At 69.4% G+C, this 15,524-nt stretch carries 19 protein-coding genes and 3 pseudogenes; 12 read left to right on the plus strand and 10 right to left on the minus strand.

Features of this window, described 5'->3' with window-relative positions; translation table 11 throughout:
- Positions 1–11 precede the first annotated feature (11 nt).
- The 4 genes from ACFHWY_RS07300 to ACFHWY_RS07315 all read left to right on the plus strand — a co-directional run bounded on the left by ACFHWY_RS07300 (position 12) and on the right by ACFHWY_RS07315 (position 4,023).
- Positions 12–791 (plus strand): lysophospholipid acyltransferase family protein, encoded by a 780-nt coding sequence (locus tag ACFHWY_RS07300; RefSeq protein WP_416579342.1) that lies wholly within the window; start codon positions 12–14, stop codon positions 789–791.
- Between the two features lie 208 nt (positions 792–999).
- Entirely contained in the window at positions 1,000–1,770 is a 771-nt protein-coding gene (locus ACFHWY_RS07305) for a glycerophosphodiester phosphodiesterase (protein ID WP_416579343.1), read from the plus strand.
- A gap of 24 nt (positions 1,771–1,794) precedes the next feature.
- The gene (locus ACFHWY_RS07310) at positions 1,795–3,189 is read left to right on the plus strand and encodes an MFS transporter (RefSeq protein WP_416579344.1); all 1,395 of its coding nucleotides are present in this window, start codon (positions 1,795–1,797) and stop codon (positions 3,187–3,189) included.
- Between the two features lie 123 nt (positions 3,190–3,312).
- Positions 3,313–4,023 (plus strand): thymidine kinase, encoded by a 711-nt coding sequence (locus ACFHWY_RS07315; RefSeq protein WP_416579542.1) that lies wholly within the window; start codon positions 3,313–3,315, stop codon positions 4,021–4,023.
- Positions 4,024–4,201: 178 nt separating this feature from the next.
- Here the strand turns inward: ACFHWY_RS07315 and ACFHWY_RS07320 are convergent, their stop codons facing one another.
- The 3 genes from ACFHWY_RS07320 to ACFHWY_RS07330 form a co-directional block, all read right to left on the minus strand.
- Complete coding sequence (locus ACFHWY_RS07320) at positions 4,202–4,660, minus strand: hypothetical protein (protein WP_416579345.1); 459 nt, start codon at positions 4,658–4,660, stop codon at positions 4,202–4,204.
- 106 nt (positions 4,661–4,766) lie between these two features.
- The gene (locus ACFHWY_RS07325) at positions 4,767–5,186 is read right to left on the minus strand and encodes a DUF6069 family protein (RefSeq protein WP_416579346.1); all 420 of its coding nucleotides are present in this window, start codon (positions 5,184–5,186) and stop codon (positions 4,767–4,769) included.
- Positions 5,187–5,267: 81 nt separating this feature from the next.
- The gene (locus tag ACFHWY_RS07330; RefSeq protein ID WP_416579347.1) at positions 5,268–5,738 is read right to left on the minus strand and encodes a MarR family winged helix-turn-helix transcriptional regulator; all 471 of its coding nucleotides are present in this window, start codon (positions 5,736–5,738) and stop codon (positions 5,268–5,270) included.
- 143 nt (positions 5,739–5,881) lie between these two features.
- Here ACFHWY_RS07330 and ACFHWY_RS07335 point away from each other — a divergent pair, with 143 nt between their 5' ends.
- Positions 5,882–6,661 (plus strand): FkbM family methyltransferase, encoded by a 780-nt coding sequence (locus ACFHWY_RS07335; protein WP_416579348.1) that lies wholly within the window; start codon positions 5,882–5,884, stop codon positions 6,659–6,661.
- 41 nt (positions 6,662–6,702) lie between these two features.
- On the opposite strand, the gene ACFHWY_RS07340 is transcribed toward ACFHWY_RS07335, so the two are convergent.
- Both ACFHWY_RS07340 and ACFHWY_RS07345 read right to left on the minus strand, forming a co-directional pair.
- On the minus strand, positions 6,703–7,128 hold the full coding sequence (locus ACFHWY_RS07340) for an Hsp20/alpha crystallin family protein (protein WP_416579349.1): 426 nt from the start codon (positions 7,126–7,128) through the stop codon (positions 6,703–6,705).
- Positions 7,129–7,253: 125 nt separating this feature from the next.
- The gene (locus ACFHWY_RS07345; protein ID WP_416579350.1) at positions 7,254–8,252 is read right to left on the minus strand and encodes a tyrosine-type recombinase/integrase; all 999 of its coding nucleotides are present in this window, start codon (positions 8,250–8,252) and stop codon (positions 7,254–7,256) included.
- Between the two features lie 91 nt (positions 8,253–8,343).
- On the opposite strand from ACFHWY_RS07345, the gene ACFHWY_RS07350 reads away from it, so the two are divergent.
- Entirely contained in the window at positions 8,344–8,976 is a 633-nt protein-coding gene (locus tag ACFHWY_RS07350; RefSeq protein ID WP_416579351.1) for an HNH endonuclease, read from the plus strand.
- A 159-nt stretch (positions 8,977–9,135) separates the two neighbouring features.
- Positions 9,136–9,288, plus strand: a pseudogene (locus ACFHWY_RS07355) (class I SAM-dependent methyltransferase); the annotation flags it as partial.
- A 65-nt stretch (positions 9,289–9,353) separates the two neighbouring features.
- Here the strand turns inward: ACFHWY_RS07355 and ACFHWY_RS07360 are convergent.
- A complete protein-coding gene (locus ACFHWY_RS07360; RefSeq protein WP_416579352.1) occupies positions 9,354–9,920 on the minus strand; it encodes a DUF6817 domain-containing protein in 567 nt (188 codons plus the stop codon).
- Positions 9,921–10,029: 109 nt separating this feature from the next.
- On the opposite strand from ACFHWY_RS07360, the gene ACFHWY_RS07365 reads away from it, so the two are divergent.
- Positions 10,030–10,425 carry a class I SAM-dependent methyltransferase gene (locus tag ACFHWY_RS07365; protein WP_416579353.1) on the plus strand — a complete coding sequence of 132 codons (396 nt, stop codon included), beginning with the start codon at positions 10,030–10,032 and terminating at the stop codon, positions 10,423–10,425.
- Positions 10,426–10,705: 280 nt separating this feature from the next.
- On the plus strand, positions 10,706–11,311 hold the full coding sequence (gene coaD, locus ACFHWY_RS07370) for a pantetheine-phosphate adenylyltransferase (protein ID WP_416579354.1): 606 nt from the start codon (positions 10,706–10,708) through the stop codon (positions 11,309–11,311).
- A 48-nt stretch (positions 11,312–11,359) separates the two neighbouring features.
- On the opposite strand, the gene lexA is transcribed toward coaD, so the two are convergent.
- Positions 11,360–12,004 carry a transcriptional repressor LexA gene (gene lexA, locus ACFHWY_RS07375; protein ID WP_416579355.1) on the minus strand — a complete coding sequence of 215 codons (645 nt, stop codon included), beginning with the start codon at positions 12,002–12,004 and terminating at the stop codon, positions 11,360–11,362.
- Positions 12,005–12,510: 506 nt separating this feature from the next.
- On the opposite strand from lexA, the gene ACFHWY_RS07380 reads away from it, so the two are divergent.
- From ACFHWY_RS07380 to ACFHWY_RS07390, 3 genes are all read left to right on the plus strand, one after another.
- Positions 12,511–13,233, plus strand: a complete 723-nt coding sequence (locus ACFHWY_RS07380) for a hypothetical protein (RefSeq protein ID WP_416579356.1) — start codon at positions 12,511–12,513, stop codon at positions 13,231–13,233.
- A 203-nt stretch (positions 13,234–13,436) separates the two neighbouring features.
- Positions 13,437–14,000: a DinB family protein gene (locus ACFHWY_RS07385; RefSeq protein WP_416579357.1), complete on the plus strand. Its 564-nt coding sequence runs from the start codon at positions 13,437–13,439 to the stop codon at positions 13,998–14,000.
- Positions 14,001–14,114: 114 nt separating this feature from the next.
- A complete protein-coding gene (locus tag ACFHWY_RS07390; RefSeq protein ID WP_416579358.1) occupies positions 14,115–14,285 on the plus strand; it encodes a hypothetical protein in 171 nt (56 codons plus the stop codon).
- Positions 14,286–14,303: 18 nt separating this feature from the next.
- Here ACFHWY_RS07390 and ACFHWY_RS07395 read toward each other — a convergent pair.
- From ACFHWY_RS07395 to ACFHWY_RS07405, 3 genes and pseudogenes are all read right to left on the minus strand, one after another.
- Positions 14,304–14,441: pseudogene (locus tag ACFHWY_RS07395) on the minus strand (IS256 family transposase); the annotation flags it as partial.
- Positions 14,426–14,704 (minus strand): annotated as a pseudogene (locus ACFHWY_RS07400) (transposase); the annotation flags it as partial. The pseudogenes ACFHWY_RS07400 and ACFHWY_RS07395, both read right to left, overlap by 16 nt.
- A 37-nt stretch (positions 14,705–14,741) precedes the next feature.
- A complete protein-coding gene (locus ACFHWY_RS07405; protein ID WP_416579543.1) occupies positions 14,742–15,473 on the minus strand; it encodes a TioE family transcriptional regulator in 732 nt (243 codons plus the stop codon).
- Positions 15,474–15,524: the final 51 nt, after the last annotated feature.

Below are 15,524 nucleotides of genomic sequence, written 5' to 3' on the forward strand. Positions count from 1 at the left end.
ATCTCCCGCTGATGGACACGGCCCACTCCCCCTGGCGGCCGCCGCCGATCTGGCGTGCCGCGCTGCTGCTCGCCCGCGTCGTCGTCGGGCTGCTGGCCCGGCTGGAGGTCACCGGAGACATCCCCGCCCGGCTGCGGGGCGGGCCACTCATCCTGGCCGCCAACCACATCAGTCCGTTCGACCCGGTCGTGCTCGCCGCCGCCTGCCGGGCCCGCCGGGTCGCGCCGAGGATCATGGCCACCGGCGGCCTGTTCCGCGCCCCGGTGCTCGGCGCCGCCATGCGCAGCGCCGGTCACATCCGCGTCGACAGGGGTACCAGCGGCGTGCACCGGGCCCTGGCCGACGCCGCCGCCGCGGTCGGTGCCGGCGCACCGATCCTGGTCTACCCGGAGGGCCGTATCGGGCTGGACCCCGGCATGTGGCCCGAACGCGGCAAGACCGGCGCCGCCCGGCTCGCCCTGACCTGCGGCGCACCCGTCATTCCCGTCGCACAGTGGGGATCCCACGAGGTGCTGCCCTACCAGGCCCCCAAGGGTCTGCTGCGCGGCCTCGCCCGCGCGATGGTACGCCGCCCGACGGTACGGGTGCACTTCGGCGACCCGGTAGACCTCACCGAGTTGACCCACGGCGTGCCCGGCGGCGCCCGACGCGCCACCGACCGCATCATCGACGCCCTGACCGACACCCTCGTCCCGCTGCGGCCGGACGAACCCGTCCGGCCGCGGCACGTTGACCCGGGTCGCCCGGTCGACTCCAGCCGCGCCCACCGGCGTCGACCAGCCGCGGGCTGAGCCGCCCCGTGCCGCGCTGCCGTCGCTGTCACCGCGGCCAGCCGCTGCCGGACGCCACCGCGGTGTCGTGCCGACACGGGGCGCACCCGCCGCAGGCGGTCACGTTGCGCCTCGTCGACAGCGGCCAACCGGCCGCGACCGACAGGTGGCACGCCCCCGTCGCCGGCCGGTCGCCCGCAGGTCACCGGTGCCCGGCATACTGCGCTGCGTGCCACCGACCGGTCACCCCTACCTCGACGCTCCCGCTCCGCTGGCCTTCGCCCACCGCGGCGGCGCCGCCGACGGTGACGAGAACACCACCGCGGCGTTCGCGCGGGCGATCGACCTCGGCTACCGGTACGTGGAGACCGATGTGCACGGCACCGCAGACGGGGTGGCCGTGGTGTTCCACGACGACACCCTGCAACGGATCACCGGGCAGCGCGGCCGGGTGGGTGGGCTGCGCTGGGTCGACCTGGCCTCGGTGCGGGTCGGTGGCGCGGTCGCGGTTCCCCGCCTCGACGAGGTGCTGGACGCGTGGCCACAGGTGCGGTTCAACATCGATGTCAAGTCCGACCGGGGGGTGGCACCGACGGTGGCGACGGTCGCCAGGGCCGGCGCGGGTGACCGGGTGTTGCTGGCCTCGTTCAGCGACAGCCGGCTGGCCCGGCTGCGGGCACTGACCCACGGTCGGGTGGCCACCGGTCTCGGGGTCCGTGGGGTGGCCCGGCTGCGGTGGGCCTCGCTGAGCGGCCGGCCGGTGGGGCTGCCACCGTCGGTGGTGGCCGCGCAGGTGCCGGTGCGCTACGGCCGGGTGCCGCTGGTCGACCGTCGGTTCCTGTGGATGGCCCACCGCCTGGGACTGCAGGTGCATGTCTGGACGATCGACGAACCTGCCGAGATGCACGAGTTACTTGATCTTGGTGTTGATGGCATCATGACCGATCACGTCGGCGTGCTGCGCGACGTCTACCGCAGCCGCGGCCACTGGGCCGCCTGAACGACCGGGCAAAGGACCCCCACCATGGCCGAGACGGCGACGCCTGCCGCGCAGGACAATCCACCACCGATGAGCACCCGCCGGGAACGCACCGGCTGGTACTTCTACGACTGGGCCAACTCGGCCTTCCAGACCACGGTCATCACGGTCTTCCTCGGCCCGTTCCTGACCAGCGTCGCCAAGGTCGCCGCCGGGTGCGACCTCGACGCAGACGACTGCGTCGGGTACGTCTACCCGCTGGGCATCAAGGTGGCGGCCGGCTCGTACTACCCGTACCTGATCTCGCTGTCGGTGCTGCTGACGGTCTTCGTGCTGCCGGTGATCGGCGCGATCGCCGACCGGTCGCTGCACAAGAAGGGGCTGCTGGCCGCCGCGGCGTTCACCGGCGCCGCGGCGACCGTCGGCATGCTCTTCGTCACCGGGGACCGCTACCTGCTCGGCGGTGCGCTGTTCATGGTCGCCAACATCAGCTTCGGTGCGGCGATCGTGGTCTACAACTCGTTCCTGCCGCAACTCGGCGGGCCGGACGAACGCGACGCCATCTCCAGCCGCGGCTGGGCGTTGGGCTACCTCGGTGGCGGCCTGCTGTTGGCGCTGAACCTCGTCGCGGTGCAGTCGTTCGACAACGGCACCGCCGAGCGCACCCTCGACCTGGCCCGCTGGTCCATCGTCTCGGCCGGCCTGTGGTGGGCGGCGTTCACCCTGGTGCCACTGCGGTGGCTGCGCGAGCACCCCACCGCCGCCGCGCTCGACGCCGCCGGGCGTGGCAACGTGCTCACCGACGGGTTCCGGCAGCTCGGCCGCACTCTGCGCGAGATCAAGGCGTACCCGCTGACGCTGTTCTTCCTGCTGGCGTTCCTGGTCTACAACGACGGCATCCAAACTGTCATCACGCTGGCCAGCCAGTACGGCACCGAGGAGTTGCGGCTGGGCCAGAGCACACTGATCGTGACGATCCTGCTGGTGCAGTTCCTGGCCTTCGGCGGCGCGCTGGGCCTGGGCGCCCTGGCCGCGCGGGTCGGGGCATGGAAGACCGTCCTGCTGAGCCTGGTGCTGTGGACCGCGGTGATCATCGCCGCGTTCCGGCTGCCCGCCGAGGCGCCGCTGCCGTTCATGGTGCTCGGCGCGGGCATCGGTCTGGTCCTCGGCGGCAGCCAGGCGTTGAGCCGATCGCTGTTCAGCCAGCTGATCCCCGCCGGCAAGGAGGGCGAGTACTACGGCTTCTACGAGATCAGCGACAAGGGCACCAGTTGGCTCGGGCCACTCGCCTTCGGCCTGGTGTTCCAGCTCACCAACTCCTACCGGGTGGGCCTGGTCTCCCTGTTGATCTTCTTTGTGGTCGGTTTCCTGTTGTTGCTGGCCGTGCCGATCCGTCGGGCGATCGTCGCCGCCGGCAACACCCCACCCCGGGTGCTCTGAGCGGCCGGTCCGGCCGACCGGTGGAGCGATGATCGACACCACCGGCCGGGCCATCCGCGCCAGACCGTGGTTCCCGCACTAGGCTGCCGGTCCGTGACGACCGACAATTCCGTACCGACCTGCCTGGCCCGGCCCGCACTGCCCGGCGAAGGCGACGCACCTGCCGAGTGCCTCGCCGCCCGCGGTGCGAACGGGCGGCCGGCTCACGCCGCCGCGCTGCGGTTCTACTGGGGGCCGATGGACTGCGGCAAATCCACCATGGCGTTGCAGATGAACTACAACCACTCCCGGCAGGGACGTCGGGGCCTGGTCACCACCCGCATCGACCGTTCACTGGGCCCGCAGGTCACCACCCGCATCGGTCTGGCCCACGAGGCGGTCGAGGTGACCGACTCACTCGACCTGCGCACCCTGGTCCGCGCCGCGTGGGCCGACGGGGTACGGGTGGACTACCTGATCTGCGACGAGGCCAGCTTCTACTCGGTCGAGCACGTGGAACAGATGGCCGAACTGGTCGACAGCTACGACGTCGACGTGTACGCCTTCGGCCTGGCCACCGACTTCCGCTCGTGCCTGTTCCCGGCCGCCCAACGGCTGTTCGAGCTCGCCGACTCGGTGGCCCGTATCCAGGTCGAGGTGCTCTGCTGGTGCGGCCGGGAGGGCCTGCTCAACGCGCGGGTCGCCAACGGTCGGGTGGTCCGCGAGGGCGAGCAGGTCGTCATCGGTGACACGGCGGACACCGTGGAGTCCGCCGACCTGCGCTACCAGGTGCTCTGCCGGCGGCACCACCGCCACGGCGACCTCGGTCCCCGTGGCGGCGCGCCCAGCGCCTGAACCGCCCCTGTCGGCACGTTCCCTCGACGGCCTACCCGAGCACGCACCGCTGACCTCGGTCTTCTCCGCGGAGGACGTCGGGGTGCCGATGCGGCCGGCGAAGGCACTGGCCGCACAGCGCGAGGAGCGGATGTCGGGCTGGGCGGCTGGTGGAGTCCACCGAGCGGTCTCGGTGTGATCAGTACGGGTCGCCGCACACCCGCCAGCCGGCGTCCTCCCGCACCACCGACAGGTCACGCTGCTCGGTGTCGCCGCTGTCGCGGGTCAACCGTACCGTGACCGTGCCGTGCGGCCGGCCGCCGGTGGTGGCCACCGACACGTCCAGGATCTCGTAGTCGCGCACCACCGGCGGGGTGCGTACCCAGCTGGTGAAGCCGAGCTGGCTCCACCGGGTACGGGAGTCGGTGCAGAGCCGCTCGTAGGCGCTGCCGGTGTCGCCTGCGGTGACCTCCCGCAGGAATCCTTCCGCGGTCTGCCGGACGGGGCCGGCGGCCTGGGTGACGAGCTGCACGTTCCAGGCGCCCAGCCCGGCGACCCCGATGCAGCACAGTGCCATCGCGGCCCCGGCGAGGACGAGCCCGGTTCGGACCGGTTGCCGTCGCCGTGCCGGTCTGCTCCACGGCTGCGCAGCGTCCACACCAGTCGACGGTAGAGAATCAGCCGCCCCGCCGGGTGCGAAAGCCGGACGGTCCGTCGCGGCGAGCCGCGCAGGTGATGCTCCGACTCCCGCCCCGGCGGACGGGTCAGTTGCCGCGCCTGGGCAGCAGGGCGATCAGGGCGGCCGGCACCACCAGGTGCATCGCGCCCAACGCGAGCTTGGCCCCGGTCGTGGCCTCGACCTGCAGGAGAGGCACGAACGACAGCAGCGTGACGGCCGCCGCGAGGCTGAACCAGATGGTGGTGGCCCGGTGCCTGGCAAACCGTTCCAGGAGGGCGAGTGTCGCCCAGCCCAGCAGCGCCGAACCGAGGGAGATCACGATCACCGGGATGAGGTTGACGACCACCTCGGGCTGATCCGGACTGCGTACCGCGTAGTTGACGCCGAAGAGGGCGCCGACGAGCCAGGTCGCAGCGCTGGCACCGACGGCTGCGAGCACGCCGAGTGCCCGGCGGCGCAGGTACGGGGTGGTGCTGCTGACGGGGTCCAGGGTGGTGCCGGTCATGGATCGCTCCTCGATCGGGGACATCGACCTCCGCGACACTACCAGAATGTCCTGTGTCAAACTATCCCGCGTGGGATCACTTTAGCAGATGGAGCCGGACGTCCCGCACGCTCCGGCTCCGCGGAGGCGCTCGTCGACGAGACGCCGGATCGCCCGCACGAACACCTCACGCTCCTCGTCCGGCAGGGTGGCGAGCACGTCCCGATCGAGGCGGGCGGCGATATCCTGCGCCTGGCCGAGCACCTGCTCTCCCGCCGCGGTGACCTCGACCAGTCGGGCCCGCCGGTCGGTCGGTGACGGCACGCGTCGAGCCAGCCCGGCGGCCTCCAGGTGATCCAGGGTCACCACCATGGTGGTCTTGTCCACCCCGCACAACTCGCCGATCTGCCGCTGGGTCAGCCCGCCGGCACGGGCCCGTGCCAGCACGCAGTGCGCCCGCGGTGAGATGCCCAGCTCGGCCAGGCCGGCGGCGTGCTCGGCCCGAAGCGTGTGGCTGGCCCAGCTGAGCAGGAACATCAGGTCCGACGGTCGACCCGGCGACGGGGTGGTCATGCGCCGAGGCTAACAAGATGTTCCGGGCCGGGATCGTTGCCGGTCAGCTAACAGTTCGGCTCGGCCCGCTGGGCGCGTCACGCCGGGTGACCGGAGCCCGGGGAACGTCACGGTCGCCGGACAAGACGGGCTAAGGTGCTGCGATGGGTACGCACTCCGCCGCAGTCGAGGCACTCAAGGCCGACCCCGCCACCGCCTCGCTACGCCGGTCGCTGGAGGTGTACTACGGCGACCCCGGACGCGACGCGGCGATGGATGCCTTCTACGCCCGCTTCGTACGCCCCGGCGACCTGGTCTTCGACGTCGGCTCGCACGTGGGCGACCACGTCGGCAGCTTCCGCCGGCTCGGCGCGCGGGTCGTCGCCGTGGAACCGCAGCCGCTGTGCCTACGCGCGTTGCGGGCCCTCTACGCCGACGACGACCAGGTCACCCTGGTCGAGGCGGCCTGCGGCGGGCAGCCCGGCCGGATCGGCTTCCTGGTGAACTCCGCCAACCCGACCGTCTCCACCGCCTCGACCGACTTCGTCGCGGCGGCCGCCAACGCCGGCGGCTGGGAGGGGCAGGTCTGGGACGGGCGGATCGAGGTGCCGGTCACCACCGTCGACATGCTGATCGCCGAGCACGGGCCGCCCGCCTTTGTCAAGATCGATGTTGAGGGGTTCGAGGACGCGGTGCTCGCCGGCCTCAGCCGGCCGCTGCCCGCACTGTCGTTCGAGTTCACCACGATCGAGCGGGCGGTGGCGTCGCGGTGCCTGCGCCGGCTCGCCGCGCTCGGCTTCGACGGCTTCGACGTGGCGCTCGGCGATCACAAGGCGCTGACCCTCGGGCGGTGGGTCTCCGCCGAGGAGATGGCCGCCCACCTGCTCGACCTGCCGCACGAGGCAAACTCCGGCGACGTGTACTGCGTCAGCCCGCCCCGCTGATCCGGCTGTGGGGGCCGGGCGGGACGCCCGGCCCCCACCACTCAGCTCTTGATCTGCCTGGGGCCGTTGCCGGTGGCGCTGATGGTGACCCGGCGTGGCTTGGCGCGTTCGGCGACCGGGATCCGCAGCGTCAGCACCCCGTTGTCGTAGCCGGCTTCGAGCTTGTCGGTGTCGAGGGTGTCACCGAGGAAGAGCTGCCGGCTGAACACGCCCATCGGGCGTTCGGCGGCGACGAGTTCGACGGTCTCGGCGGCGGGCCGACGACGTTCGGCGCGGACGGTCAACACGTTGCGCTGCACGGTGCAGTCGATGCTGTCCGGGTCGACGCCGGGCAGGTCGAAGGCGGCGTAGAAGTGGTCGCCGTCGCGGTAGGCGTCCATGTGCATGACCGCCGGGCGGCTGGTGGTGCCGAAGAGTTGCTCGGTGAGCCGGTCGATCTCACGGAAGGGGTCGGTACGCATCAGCATGGTGTGCCTCCTCGGTTTCCTCTGGCCGAAGGTCTCGTCAAGTTGAGTCCGACCGACTCAACTTTCATTACTTATTTAGCGCGTCGTCGTCCGGTCGTCAAGTCGGGCAGCCGTACCGGCTCCGGTCAGGCACGGCGGCGGGCCCGGGCGGCCCAGATCACGTACGCCGGGTCGCGGTCGAGGTTGTGCCGGTCCCGGTCGTACCGGCGGGTGGTGCGCGGGTCGGCGTGACCCATCGCGTCCTGCACGTCCTCCAGCGGCACCCCCTCCGCGCGGGCCGTGGTGGCGAAGGCGTGCCGCAGCGAGTGCGGCGACAACCGTGCCCACGCGGCAATCCCGGCGCTTCGAGCAAGCCTGCGGATCAGCCGGAACACCGAGTGCCGGTCGAGGCGGGTTCCGCTGGCGGTGGCCAGCAGCGGCCCGGTGAGCTCGTGGACCGCCACGCCCAGCCCGGCGGCCCGCTGGGCCAGGTAGGCGTCCACCGCGTACGCCGTGCCGGGAGTCAGTGCCCGGCGGCGTGGACGGCCACCCTTGCCGACGAAGCGCACGCTGCGGTGTCCCCGTTCCGCGCCGAGGTCGGTGACGTCCAGCGAGACCAGTTCCCCGACCCGCAGCCCGAGATCGGCCAGCAGGGCCACGGCGGCGCGGTTGCGCGCCGCCGTCGGTCCCGTCTCGGCATCCGCGGCGGCGAGCAGCGCGTCCACCTCGTCGGGGGCCAGGCCGACAGTGGCCGAGTGATCGCGATCGATGCGGGGCCGGTCGGCGTCGCCGACCGGGTTGGAGTCGACCGCACGTAGCTTGACCAGGAAGTCGTACCAGCTGGACAGCGCGGACAGCTTGCGGGCCACCGTCGCCGGGGTCATCGGACGGCCGGTCCGGGCGACCAGGGTGCCCTCCAGCGCGCGGCCGTACTCGTTGACGTGCAGGAAGTTCGCCCGCAGCGGGTCGAGCTGGCGGGCACCGCACCAGGCCAGCCAGCCGGCGACGTCGCGGCGGTACGCGTCGCGGGTGTGCTCGCTCAACCGCCGGTTGCGCAACCACGCGTCGGTGACGGCCATCGGCCCGTCGGGCAGGGCCGGGTGGGCCGGCGGGAGATACAGCACCGGAGTGTCGTGCGGACGCATGCGAAAAATGCTCTCAGCTCCGACTCGGGTTGCCGATCAGGCGCGCCGACGCCTCATGATCGCGATATGGCCACCTGGAGGCTTGGTTCACATGCGGCGTCGTGTCGCCCACTCAGGACTGCTGTTCCGCCCACCCGGCTGGAACAGGGAGCAGGGCGAGGTCGGGGATGCCGCGGCAAACAGCCCAAACGGCGCCGTCGCACCCGACCCGTACCCTGACGCGGTGCTGTCCCAGATCAACGGTCTGTCCCGACACTTCACCGAGACCACTCTCCGGGCATACCTGCTGAGCCGCTCGGAGCGCACCGACAGGGGATGCCTCATCGTTCGCGGCTATGGCTGCCAGCGTGGCGTCCACCAGAAGCTCGCGGGCAGGGCGTGGGCACACATCGCGGCGTACGTGGTCCTTGTCGGCGGCTACGACCCTGCTCTGGAGATCCACCACGACTGCGGGGTGCCGGACTGCATCGAGCCGACCCATCTGCGCCAGCTCAGTCACGCGGACAACTGCCGACAACGGACCCAGCGTCCGCGCTGCCGCAGTGGGCATGAGCGGGAGACCGAGCCGGCGACGGGCCGCCTGCGGCAGGTCTGCCGGACCTGCAACCGCCTGGCGCAGCAACGCTGGCGTGAGCGCCAGGCGGCAGAGATCGCCGCAGCCCGTGCGGCGTACGGGCGAGCTGCGGATCCAGGAGCCTGGACGCCACCAGTCCCGCATCGTTGACGCGGTAGCCGTGGAGTTCGGCCGGGTCTGCCCAAGCAGGTGGAATCGACGTCCGTTGTTCCGCTGTGCCCGTGGAGTTTTGTCTGATGACCAGGTCGCCGCGTACGAGCGGTTCGTCGGTGAGGCGAGTCCCGACACGTTGACGCGCCGCGGGACCCGATGCGGTTGCGGCCCGCGCTACCCCCCAGGCAAGCTTCCCGTCTCCGGATTTTGGACGCCGGCTGCGGCGGCGGCCGCTATGCGGCCGAGCTGGTCGGCCGGGGAGCCGAGGTCGTGGCGGTGGACGGCAGCACGACGCTGGTCGGGCACGCCCAGGCGTTGCTCGGGGATTGCTGGCCTCGGTTAACCAGGTGCGATCTGGGGGCCGGTACGGACCGTCAATTCTGGGCCCTCGCAGAAGTGCTTTGGTTGCCTTCACCGAGGAGTCGCTGCACCTTACTGCTGACCTGCGGGGATGCGATCGGAGCCCAGGCGGCGAACAGGGACCGGAAGTACGCGCCGTACTTCTCCACGGTAGAAGGATCTTGCTCGATGACGTCCAGTTCGTTGACGATGGTGAGATCCACGAAGGGTCGCATCTGGCCGGGGCTCAGGTGCCACGTCTGATCGGTGAAGCGGTCGACGACCTCACCGATTGTCGCCAGCTCTCGCCAGGTCCGCCTGCGGTCGCAGGCCCCGTACAGATCAACCAATGCCTCAGCGTCGTCGCCGATGAGGTTTCGCAGCGTGGCTCGATTGTTCCAGTCAAGCAGCGTCACATCGAAGCCGTCCGTGCCGTAGACGGCATGCGCGAGACCGGCCAGTTGCGTGTCGACGCCACACTCCAGCTCAGCGAGACGGTCATGCACCCGGCACAGGTGGGCGTAGAGAGTGCCGCCGGGGTGCTGAATTGTCCCAGCTCCACGCTGCCGTAGCCAGCGCCGCACGTCAGAGTCCGCACCCATGGAGTGACCTTACGCAAACCGCACCTGGCCGGCAGTCCGTCAGCCTGGGCGGTTCGTCCCACCTCTGCACTCTTGCTTCCTCGGGTGCCCAGGCAGTTGGGTCAAAGGCATGGCTCGGATCACGTACGACACCGCGGACGCCGCGGCGTTCGAGGCGACCCGTCACCTCACCGACGACGGACTCTCGGCCTGGCGGGAAGCCGTGACCCGGCACCTTGACCCCCATGCAGGCATGCGAATACTCGACCTCGGCTCGGGCACCGGAATGTGGGCGCGAGCCTTCATTGACTGGTACGACATCGAGGTCACCGCAGTCAATCCCTCCGAGGCGATGCGCGCCCGCTCGATGTACCAGCCTGTCGTGCATGGCGACGCCGAGCGCATCCCGCTCGACGACGACAGCGTCGACGCCGCCTGGATCTCCACGGTCATCCACCACGTGCCAGACCTGAACCGTGCAGCCCGAGAACTACGCAGGTCGTCCGCCCCGACAACCCGGTGCTGATCCGCTCCGCGTTCGCCGGCCGACACCAAGCAATCACCCTGTTCCGCTACTTCCCCGAAGCCATCCGTGTGCTCGACACCTACCCCAGCGTGGCCGACGTCGAGGCAGCCTTCACTGCCGCCGGGTTCGTCACGGTCGGCCTCGAACAGGTCCCACAGGTAACCGCGACCTCACTACGCGAGGCTGCGACGGCACTGCGCCGCGAGGCACACACCTCTGCAACTGATAAGCGACGACGCGTACGCCGCAGGTCTGGCCCGACTGCGCAAGGCAGCGCAACGTGAGACCGGACCCGTGGTCGACGCCCTGGACCTCCTCGTCCTCACCTGAGCAGCAAAAAGACCTTGAGAAGATCACAGACAATCGTGGCAATGTGGTTGGGGTCGCGGTGACTGCTACATCGGATCGTGGAGTGGCGCCCGCGCGCGTCTCGTTGGCGGTTTATCCAGGCACGTTCGATCCGTTCACCCCGGGACACCGCGACCTGGTGGCCCGCGCTCGGGTGATGTTCGATCGGATCATCGTGTTGCTGGCGGTGAACGCGGACAAGCAACCAACCGCCGGGGCCACGGCTAGGGCCGTACAGGTGCGCGACGCCATGCCGGCAGCCTGGGACAACGTCGAAGTGGACACCTGGACCGGCCTGACCACTGCCTACTGCCTCCGCCGCAGCGCCACAGTCATCGTCCGCGGCGTACGCACGGCCGCGGACCTTGGCTACGAGTACCAGCTTGCCGCGATGAACGAGCAACTCGGCATTCAGACCATCTGGTTGCCCACCCGTCCGCACCTGGCCGCCATTTCATCCACAGCCGCACGCGCACACCGATCGGCACAGTCGGCCCGCCGGTCGCATAACGCTGAAAGTGAGACTCAGCTACCGTAAGCCATCCGTCCAGCGTTGATTCTCTGTCGCCGCTACGGGCGGACACGCTCAGCTACGACGCAACACGCAGACCACCTTGCCGAGGATCACCGCGCGGTCACCGGGGATGACGGGGTAGCGCGGGTTGCGGGGTAGCAGGTCCACGGCGCCGTCCCGGATGCGCAAGACCTTGACGGTGGCCTTGTCGTCAATCATGGCGGCGATGATGTCGCCACTGTCGGCTACCGCTTGCTGCCGCACCACGACGACGTCCCCGTCTGCGATGCCAGCTTCGACCATTGAGTCTCCGCGGACATGCAGCGCGAACAGCCTTCCGTGGCCGACGAGCTTCCTGGGCAGGGTCAGGACTTCCTCGACGTACTCCTCGGCCAGAATGGGAGCGCCGGCGGCGATCGAGCCCAGCAGCGGAACCTGAACACCAGAGAGCGCGCCACCAGTGGCGTCTGAGCGTCGCGATGGGCGGGCGTCAACAGCGCGTGGCCCGTGTGCGGCCCGGCGCAGGAAGCCGCGCTGTTGGAGAACCTTCAGATGGTGCGCTACCGATGATGGAGAGCCGAGTCCGACTTCAGCGCCGATCTCGCGCACCGTCGGTGGATACCCATAGCGCTCGACCCACTGACGTATCACGGCCAAGATCTGTCGTTGACGAGGACTCAAGCCGGGCAGGTCCGGAGGCAGCCCCGATGTTGTCATCCTCGGACGATACCCCCACGTTCGATCAGATGTGCTAATCGGCCCGCGTCGCCAGCACGGCCTATCAGGACGTCACCCCCGAGTTCGGTTCACTCAAGCAGCCGCCGCCCCAGCTTCGCTGGGTCGGGTCGCAAATAGTCGGCCCACAACTCCCAGCTTCAGCGGGATGTCTCAGATCAACTGGGACAGGACACCAGCCGTCCGTGTGCCGAGACACCAGCTTGAGTGGTTACGCACAATAACAGTCATTATGATGCATCGGCAGATTGTCCCTTATGTGGCTTTAATTAACCGAATATTGTTACCAGTAATTCGTTAATTGGCCGGATGGGGTCCCGCCCTCCTCGTCGAGTACGAGATCAAGTCAGATCTCAGCCGACGTGTGGCGAGCACGCCGTGTAGGTGGCGAACGCGTGGCGAGTTCTCATCCAAGTTGGCGAAGGGGTCTGTCGAAACCTCCGGCGAGCCGACAGCGGCAGCGCTCCGCCCTGCCCGAAAATCGACGTGTGACGACGACTTCTTTCACGCGGCAGACGGCCGACTCCTCTCCTGCGCTGCACTACTACGTGGTCCGCGACGGTGCTGGCGATCCGGAAGGGCTGCTGGCCGAGGAGTTCCTGCTCGCGGCGGATTACTCCTCCGCCGGGCTGGTAAGTGGTGGCTGGAGCCGGTCGGAGGGCCGCTGGTGCGACGCGGCGGCCACCAGCCGGCGCTTACGCGTCGACGCCGCGTTGCGGGAACGAGTGACGCCCGTCGGCCGGACAGCGGCCGCGGCGCTCTATCGGGATCTTTGCGGCGCCGACCTGCCGAATGAGACCGCGCTGCGGGCGTGCTTCGGTGCGCCTCCCGCTCAGATGCCGCGCCCCTTGCGGCTGAACGGGTCCGAGGCCACGTCGGGGTTCCGCGAGACGCGCGTCTACCGGATCCTGTTCACCGACGAGTTGACCCAGGACGGCCTCGCGGCGCTCAGCGAAGCGTGGCAGATGCCGATCACCGGCGACCTCGCGGATCCCGAGGTGCGCATCCTGGGTGCGGTGCGCCGTCAGGTTTCCGGCGACGCCTTCCGTTGGGATCTGCGCCGGGTCGCCGCGGGGGCCGCCTGGGGATTGGACGTGACCTGCGATCTGCTCGGGGATCGCGATGAGGCAGTCGGCGTGCTGTTGCGTGACCTGACAACCCAGATGCGGCAACAGGGGATGATTCCCGTCACCGTGGACCGGTTTCGCTGAGTGTCTACAGGTGCCGTTCCGGGTCTCTGAAGTTGCTGAGGGGCCACCGCGTGCCGTCCCTCGCTGCTTCCCGGCTGGACGCAATCAGAGTGTCAGTTCTCTGCTGAGCTGGCGGAGTCTCAGACGACCTGTCGGTACAGGTGGCGGAGTCTCACCGGATCTGGCGGACGCAGTCTGCTCGACGGGGTCTGTAGTGTGCGGCAATGACAAGAAGCGAGCGGCTCGCGGAGCAGTTGGACTGGTACTGGCGCCAGAACCTGCGGCCGCGGCTGGACGGTCTTACTGACGAGGAGTACTTCTGGGAGCCGGTGCGCGGCTGCTGGAGCATCCGCCCACATGGCACGTCGGCCGCTCCGATGTCGGCAGGTTCGGGGGAATGGACGGTGGACTTCGCGTCCCCTGCCCCGGTGCCGGCACCGGTGACCACGATTGCCTGGCGGCTGGCGCACATCATCGTCTCGTGCCTGGGCTATCGGGTCGGGTGGTACTTCGGCGGCCAGGAAGTCGACTCCGAGACATTCGCCTACGCGGGGACCGCTGACGAGGCGCTGAAACAGCTCGATGAGATGTATGGGAGATGGAACGCGGGGGTCCGCGAGCTCTCGGACGCTGACCTGGACAATCCGCCTACGGTGGGTCCCGAGCGGTTTCCCATGGAAAACAGGGTCCTGCACGTCAACAGGGAGCTGATCCATCACGGCGCCGAGATTTCCCTGCTGCGCGACCTCTGCCGCTGGCAGGACGGAGCCACACCGTACCAAGTATGACTTTCGGTAACCGGAGATCGAGCTTCGGAAATTTACGTGGACACAGGACATGTGTCTCACGAGACTTGGCGGCCCTGCGCATTCGTTTCAGTTGATGTGGCGGATGATGTTTCGATGATCAGCCAGGGGCGGGTGGCGCTCGCCGATTTCGAGGCCGTGTATGTCGGGGCCGATGGTGTGGAGCGGCAGCTGCCGTGGGCATGGATGCCGGAGGTCGTCGACGAGTTGGAGCGGCCGGTGCGGTCGTTCCCGTCGTATCGAGGGTCTGTCAAGTTAACGGTGTAACTGGGGTTGGTTGATCTTCTATTTGCGGCCGGCAGAGAGGCGTCCGTCCAAGGTGATGTCGAAGGCGTTGAGGGCGTTCTTCCAGCGGGTGGCCCAGCGTTTGCGGCCTTGTCCGGTGGGGTCGAGGCTCATCACTGCGAGCGGGAGTTGCCGGAGTTCACGCCGGCCTGGTCGTGCTTGTCGTAGCCGAGGTGGTCGGTGATCTCACCATCGAGGGCTGACTCCAGCACGATCTTCGTGAGCTGCTGCAGCAGCTGACCCTCGCCGGACAACTGCAGTCCCTGCTCGCGGGCCTGGGTCACCAGCTGCGACACCAATGCGGGGTCGACACCCGCCGGCGTCGTCCTCGTACGGGATCGCTTGGCCTTCTCGTCACCAGGCACAGCGGCAGTGTCCACCGCATCGGTCGTGATCGTCATCAGGTGCTACTCCCTTAATCGAAGTTACACCGTTGTTTTACAGTCCCGCACCGTCCACTGGGACGGGCACGGCAGCGCGGGTCAACTCGACGAAGGACAGATAGTCCGCGAGGCGGGCGGATCCGGTGAGCATCGAGCGGCCGCGGGCCGTGATGCGCTCCCGCCACTGATCGATCGAGGCCGCCAGCGGGCCGGGTCCACCGGCGGCGTGAACCTGCTCGATCACGGCCGCGATGTGGTCCAGTTGGTAACCGCCGCGGCGCAGCAGGTGGGCGAGTTCGGCGTCGCGCACGTCATCGGGCGAGTAGGCCCGCGCGCCCCGGGTCCGGGCCGGGGCCAGGATGCCGGCGCGCTCCCACTTGCGCAGGGTGGCCGGGCTGACCCTGAGCCGGTGGGCGAGGACACCGATCGAGACGGGCCCGCCCGCTGGTGTGGCCGGCGTGCAGGAGGCGAGTACGACAGCCGCCGAAGCGACCCGGTCTACGGTTTCCCGGTCGCGTTGAAGCCCCACATGGGCGGCGTCGAGCACGGCCAATGCCGTCGAGAGTTCGCCGCGGAGCACCAGTTTCATGATCTCACCGGCCGCACGGTGGCCGTACCCCGGTACGAGCGCCACGTAGGCGCGCAGCGCTCCCGCATGCTCGTCGGTGTAGACGCGGTAACCGCTCGCAGTCCGTGTTGCTGGCGGGATCATCCCGCGCTGCTCGTAGTTGCGGACCGCCTGCGCGGACAGCCCATACGGCCGTGCCAGGTCCACCGGTCGGTACACCCTTGTTTGAGACTTCAACGGGCACTCCTCAGGTCAGCGGAGGAAAAGCTT

Origin of the sequence: Micromonospora sp. LOL_024, from assembly GCF_048060415.1 — a bacterium.
Lineage (GTDB): Bacteria > Actinomycetota > Actinomycetes > Mycobacteriales > Micromonosporaceae > Micromonospora.